General features: G+C 39.5%; 5 protein-coding genes. All 5 read left to right on the forward strand.

Annotation, left to right across the window (positions count from 1 at the left end; translation table 11 throughout):
• Window positions 1-138 precede the first annotated feature (138 nt).
• Window positions 139-2,028 carry a fructose-specific PTS transporter subunit EIIC gene (locus BTO23_RS15950; RefSeq protein ID WP_105064008.1) on the forward strand — a complete coding sequence of 630 codons (1,890 nt, stop codon included), beginning with the start codon at window positions 139-141 and terminating at the stop codon, window positions 2,026-2,028.
• 345 nt (window positions 2,029-2,373) lie between these two features.
• A complete protein-coding gene (locus BTO23_RS15955) occupies window positions 2,374-2,976 on the forward strand; it encodes a hypothetical protein (protein ID WP_060992989.1) in 603 nt (200 codons plus the stop codon).
• Between the two features lie 9 nt (window positions 2,977-2,985).
• On the forward strand, window positions 2,986-4,410 hold the full coding sequence (tagH, locus tag BTO23_RS15960; protein ID WP_105064009.1) for a type VI secretion system-associated FHA domain protein TagH: 1,425 nt from the start codon (window positions 2,986-2,988) through the stop codon (window positions 4,408-4,410).
• 1 nt (window position 4,411) lies between these two features.
• The gene (tssJ, locus tag BTO23_RS15965; protein ID WP_081091631.1) at window positions 4,412-4,912 is read left to right on the forward strand and encodes a type VI secretion system lipoprotein TssJ; all 501 of its coding nucleotides are present in this window, start codon (window positions 4,412-4,414) and stop codon (window positions 4,910-4,912) included.
• A gap of 11 nt (window positions 4,913-4,923) precedes the next feature.
• The coding region (gene tssK, locus BTO23_RS15970; RefSeq protein WP_105064010.1) for a type VI secretion system baseplate subunit TssK at window positions 4,924-6,000 on the forward strand (1,077 nt) is incomplete at its 3' end.

Raw genomic sequence — 6,000 nt, forward strand, 5'->3', positions numbered from 1 at the left:
TGCATAACGATTAGAATCACACTTTACGACTCAGGGTACAATAATCCAGTAAAAGCCTTTTTTGTGCTGTATTTAAAAGAGGGATATTTACTTACATTAACACCTAATAACTATAATATAATCAATAATGAGCAAATCATGAACATCCATTCTCTTATCGATACCAACGTTATTTGTTTAGATCTCAAAGCGACCTCTAAAGAGAGTATTCTTGAAGAGATGGTTCAGATTTTGGATGATGCAGGCAAACTCTCTGATAGAAAACAATATTTATTAGATGTTTGGGCAAGAGAAGAAATTGGAAATACCGGATTTGAAGATGGCATTGCCATCCCTCATGCAAAAAGCTCTGCGGTAATCACCCCCGCAGTTGCTGTTGGTATTAGTCGTCATGGTATTGATTATGGTGCCGAAGATGGTGAGCCTTCTGACATCTTCTTTATGCTCGCGTCTCCTGACGGTGACGATACACACCATATAGAAGTATTAGCTCAAATATCTAGCCGACTCATTGAAGATGGTTTTACCGACAAGCTCAAATCAGTATCGACTCAAGCCGAAGCTCTCGCTCTTTTTACCGATAATATTAAATTAGAAAAAGAATACACTCCTAGTGATCTTCCCCCTCCACCACCAGAAAAAAGTGAATGCCAACGTCGATTAGGACGAGCTAAAGAACACCTATTATTTGGTACATCACACATGATCCCATTCATTGTTGCTGGCGGTGTATTACTCTCACTTTCAGTGATGATTTCAGGCCACGGAGCCGTTCCGACCGAAGGGGTTTTGGCTGATATAGCTCAAATGGGCATCGCCGGTTTAACTTTATTTACTGCCATTCTTGGCGGCTATATTGCTTATTCTATTGCAGATAAACCGGGCTTAGCGCCGGGAATGATAGGCTCTTGGATAGCTGTTCAGCAATACAATACTGGATTTTTAGGTGCGATTATCATCGGATTTTTTGCAGGATTTGTTGTTCGGGCTTTAAAACAGATCAAATTGCCAGACAGTATGACCTCACTAGGATCGATTTTTATTTACCCCCTAATTGGTACTTTTATTACCTGTGCTGCTGTCATGTGGGTAATTGGGGCTCCGATTGCCAATACAATGACCATGTTAAACGAATGGCTTGCAAGTATGGCTGGCTCAGGAAAAATAGCACTTGGCGCGATCCTTGGAGCAATGACCGCCTTTGATATGGGTGGACCAATCAATAAAGTTGCAACACTCTTTGCGCAAACTCAAGTAAACACCCAACCTTGGCTTATGGGAGGGGTCGGCATTGCTATTTGCACTCCACCTCTTGGCATGGCCTTAGCTACATTTTTATCCCCTAAGAAATTTAAACAAGAAGAGAGAGAAGCAGGAAAAGCAGCAGGCATTATGGGTATGATTGGCATCACTGAAGGTGCTATTCCATTTGCAGCGGCGGATCCTGCTCGTGTTATTCCCGCAATCGTTGCCGGCGGTATCGTTGGCAATATTACTGGCTTCTTATTTAATGTACTTAACCATGCACCATGGGGCGGCTGGATAGTATTACCGGTTGTGGATGGTAAATTTGGTTATGTTATTGGAACACTTATGGGGGCATTCACCACCGCTATCATTGTTATTTCATTAAAGAAAAATGCAGTTGAAGATGATGAGAAAAAAAATCCAGAACTTGTATTCTCATCCATTAAAGAAGAAGGAATAGCCGAGGTATTAGCTATTACAGCTTGCCCTTCAGGCGTAGCTCATACCTTTCTCGCCGCCAAAAGCTTAGAAAAAGCAGCTCATCGCTTAGGAATTAAAATTAAGGTTGAAACACAGGGTGCTGACGGCATTAATAACCGAATAACCCCTCTTGATGTGAAGAATGCTAAACTAGTCATCTTTGCACATGATGTTGCAATTAAAGAGCCATTACGCTTTAAAGGGAAACAAATGCTTGATGTAAGTACAAAGGAAGCGATGTACAATGGCGAGCAATTGCTAAAAACTAACCCCCTGAGCACTAAGCGCTATACTTTATAATGACTATTATTATTTGGCATTCATAAAACGTCTTCAGCTCACTTTATGAATGTCTATTCTTCTAACCACTCCCTCTTTATTTCTGTATCTCTATATTTAAACTTTGTCCTATTTCTTCCTTAATAAGTTCCGCATAAAACCATATTCTTTTTTTAATTTTTCCTAAAAATACCAAAAAAACGCACTGGCATAACAACTAAATTATCAGTGATTCTAACTATTCAAATAGTGATTCCGAGTGTTTTTTTATAAAGCCGTCCTACCGTATTGAAATAACAAATTAAGTTGATATTTTGGCAAGCTAAATAGGATGTAACAAAAATATTTTGCTAGAGGATTAACAAAATGGCTAAGCCAATCCAACTGGGTTTTATGGCTTTAATACTGGCTTTTTCTACTCCAACATTTGCCAAAGGTGAACGTTATGGTGTGGTTGCTAGTATGAAGACAATCGAATCTACTGAGTACGAACAAGGAATGAGTGGCGAACTCAGCACAATCAGTTACGGTTTAGTTCATACCCGCCCCATTGATGAGAACAATAACCGCTGGCGTTGGTGGCTTGGATTTAATTATCTCTCAGACTACATTGATGCTCCGGCCAATGGCGTATATCAAGAAGTCACAAATTACGAACTTCGCATCGTTCCTCAATTCGCACTCGGTAACTGGTGGGCTTTTACCCCTTATGTGGGTGCAGGATTATCTCTTGGATACAGTCAATATAGTGATCGCTGGGCAGTAGATGAAGACGGTTACAAGTATGGCAAACAGCTTGATGATATTGACCAGTTTGAAGTTGGTGCTGTGTTCTCTTTTGGTACCGTCATTAAAATTGGCAGTAACCCTGACGCCCATCTTCAACTGATCCCTCAAGCCTCTTATATTCAACCTCTCTATAATGATGGCCTAGGTGGGCTTGAGTTATCCGTAGCATTATTATTCTAAGGAGCTCTTGTGCATTTAAATCAACTCACTCTGTTTATTACAAAATCTCCTGAAGAATACACAGGCGGTAAACACATTGAAATGCCAGAAAATGGTGGATCACTTGGCCGGAATCCAAGTAACACCGTCAGTTTAATTGACCACAATCGCTTTATCTCTGGTTCTCATTGCCTTATTAGTATTTATGGTGATACCTATTATCTTAGTGATGTAAGTACCAACGGCACACTTGTTAACGGCAATAAACTATTAAAAAACCAACCGATCTCATTATACGATGGCGATACGATCGTTCTTGGTCGTTATGAAATCAGCATTGGGTTAGAAAAGCTGTCTAACTCGGTCAACATTGCTGCTGATATTTCAGAAGAAACAGACTCTATCGATCCTTTAGCGAACCTTGCTGAATACACCGCGGATGATACAGAAGATAAAGGTAACATTGCTGATCTATTTAAAGAAACCCGAATAGATAAAGTAGACAGTTCTGATCCTGTCGCTCATTTGAATTTCAGAAACCAAATGAATAATGATGAACATCTACTCCACGGAACTGAAAAAAAAGCAACCATAAAGCCGACAGAGACCGTAAATACTCGTCAATTACTTGATGATAGCAATAGTGTTCATTCTGAATTTGATATTCCAAATCTTATTCCCGAAGATTGGTTTTCAACTGACTTTAGTGACCTTGCTCCATCCACTACTCAACAAAAAACACAAATAATAACTCCCATTCAACCTACTGTAGAAACTGAATTACCTAAAGAGAAACCTTTACCAACAGAGCAGCAACCTTGGGAAGACGTAACCCAAACAATACAATCAACAGCAACGACAGTAGAAAGAGAAGAGCCTTACCCTTCTCTGGATATCATTACACAAGACATTCCATCTCTACAGCCAACGTATGTACCAGAAATCAGTAATGATATAAAGGCGGCATTCTTTAAGGGGTTGGGCGTTTCTGAATCGCAAGTTGAACAAAGCGATGCGCAATTCTTCCAGCAAATGGGGACTTGTTTACGTTTATGTATTAACGATTTACAAAAAGATCTTACCGAATTAAGAACAATAAAAGAGACAGAACAAGACACATCTATTACTAATATCGTCGAGTTGATGCTGTCATTAAATCAACAAAAGCTTTTGTCTCCAAATGAATTAATCGAACAAATTCTGGACGAACTGGATAGTCACAAATTCAAAATGGCTCAAGCCACGAATGAGGTGATCAACCAAAAATTACAATCATTAAATCCTACAGAATTTGCTCAAGTCATACGTTCTCAGTCGAGATTAAAAAGTAATGGCAAATTATGGAAAGAGTACGTCGATTTCTATCAAAAAAACAACAATGACAAAGTGGATATTTCTAGCTCAGTTGTACAACAAAAAATTAAAGAACAATATTCTAAGACATTAAAGGCTTAACATGCGAAATCTACTCATAGTTACATTGGTTTTAGTTCTTTCTGGTTGCACCATGTGGGACCAATTTAAAGAATCAACAGGAATAACACCAGAAACGTCTTCGATCGAATTAATTATTACCGCAGATAGCGTACTTAATGTTCGTGAAGGTGGTCAATCATCTCCTGTGATCCTTCGAATTCATGAACTTAACTCGCCAGTACTGTTCCGTAACCTCGATTTTTTTGCTTTATTTGAAAATGATAAAGCCGCACTTGGTGATGAATACATTAAACGCTACGAATACCAAATACAGCCAGGCGATGTCATTCATGAAACCTTAGTACTTGATCCTGAAACGCGAGCAATTGGTTTCTCTGTCGCCTTTCGAGACATTAATGGGTCATCGTGGCGCAAAGTCGAATTAATCGAAGAAAAAAGCGAATACTTCTTAAAGCTAAACCTAAAAGAAAGTGAACTTAGCTCCAACAATACTCGTGGTATTGAACAAACATATTTTTAAGGATATCAACAATGTCATTATATAACCCTGTCGTGTGGCAAGATGGAATGTTTATGAAGCCGCAGCATTTCCAGCAGTTAGATCGCTATCAAGGCAAACAAAGTGGAATGCTAAGTGGGTTTGAATCTCCTCTTCATTGGGGAATAAAACGCATTGAAATCAATACCGAATTATTGGCTTTAGGTAAAATAGGCATCACTCATGCTGAAGGGATCTTGCAAGATCGCACCCCTTTTGACTTACCACTTCACGCTTCATTGCCAGAAGTAAAAGATGTTGATGCTTCTATTGCAAATAAAGTCTTATATTTGTGCTGCCCCTTGCCATCAGAGCGCTCTGAGTTATTCGGCACAAATAAAGACGGCGCTCGTTACACAATGCATACTCAAGATGCGGTAGATGCATGCTATGACAGTGAAGAAATTGCCAATATCACCATTGGTAAGCTGAATTTTTGCTTAATGTACGAAGACGAAGATAAGAGTGCCTATACCTCTATTCCTATTCTGAAAATTTCAGAAGTAAAACCTGACGGCAGTATTATTCTAGATAAATCATACATCCCTACGTGTATTGATATTAACGCCTCAAGTGTACTTAAAAAATTCACAACCGAATTTGCATCTATGCTCCGTCACCGTGCTGAATCGATTGTTCAACGTTTAGGCGTTGTTGACCAGCAAGGCGTGTCTTCGGTTTCTGACTTTATGCTTTTACAAGCCTTGAATCGTTATGAACCTTTGTTCTGGCACTTTTCGAATATTGAAGGTGTGCATCCAGAAGCTTTCTATCGTGTTCTATTGCAAGCTGAAGGTGAATTAGCCACGTTATGCTCGGCGTCTCGTCGTCCACAGGAGTTTGTTCCTTACAACCACGGTAACTTAACAAGTTGTTTATCAACGATCCTGAATAACTCAAAAATGACCTTGAGTGTGATGTCTGAGCAACGTGCTATCCCGCTTGTTCTTAAAGAGCAAGGTTACGGTATTCGTATTGCGCCAATTTCAGATAGAAGTATTGTTGAGTCAACCACCTTTATTTTGGCAGTTAAAGCAGACGTTACCTTGGATATTCTTCATACCCAATTC

The organism is Aliivibrio sifiae, assembly GCF_002954715.1.
GTDB lineage: Bacteria > Pseudomonadota > Gammaproteobacteria > Enterobacterales > Vibrionaceae > Aliivibrio > Aliivibrio sifiae.

What these genes read in the sequence shown, in the direction of transcription:
- BTO23_RS15955 (WP_060992989.1), top strand. Translation starts at nt 2,374, where the DNA reads ATGGCTAAGCCAATCCAACTGGGTTTTATGGCTTTAATACTGGCTTTT.
- BTO23_RS15950 (WP_105064008.1), top strand. Translation starts at nt 139, where the DNA reads ATGAACATCCATTCTCTTATCGATACCAACGTTATTTGTTTAGATCTC.
- tssJ (WP_081091631.1), top strand. Translation starts at nt 4,412, where the DNA reads ATGCGAAATCTACTCATAGTTACATTGGTTTTAGTTCTTTCTGGTTGC.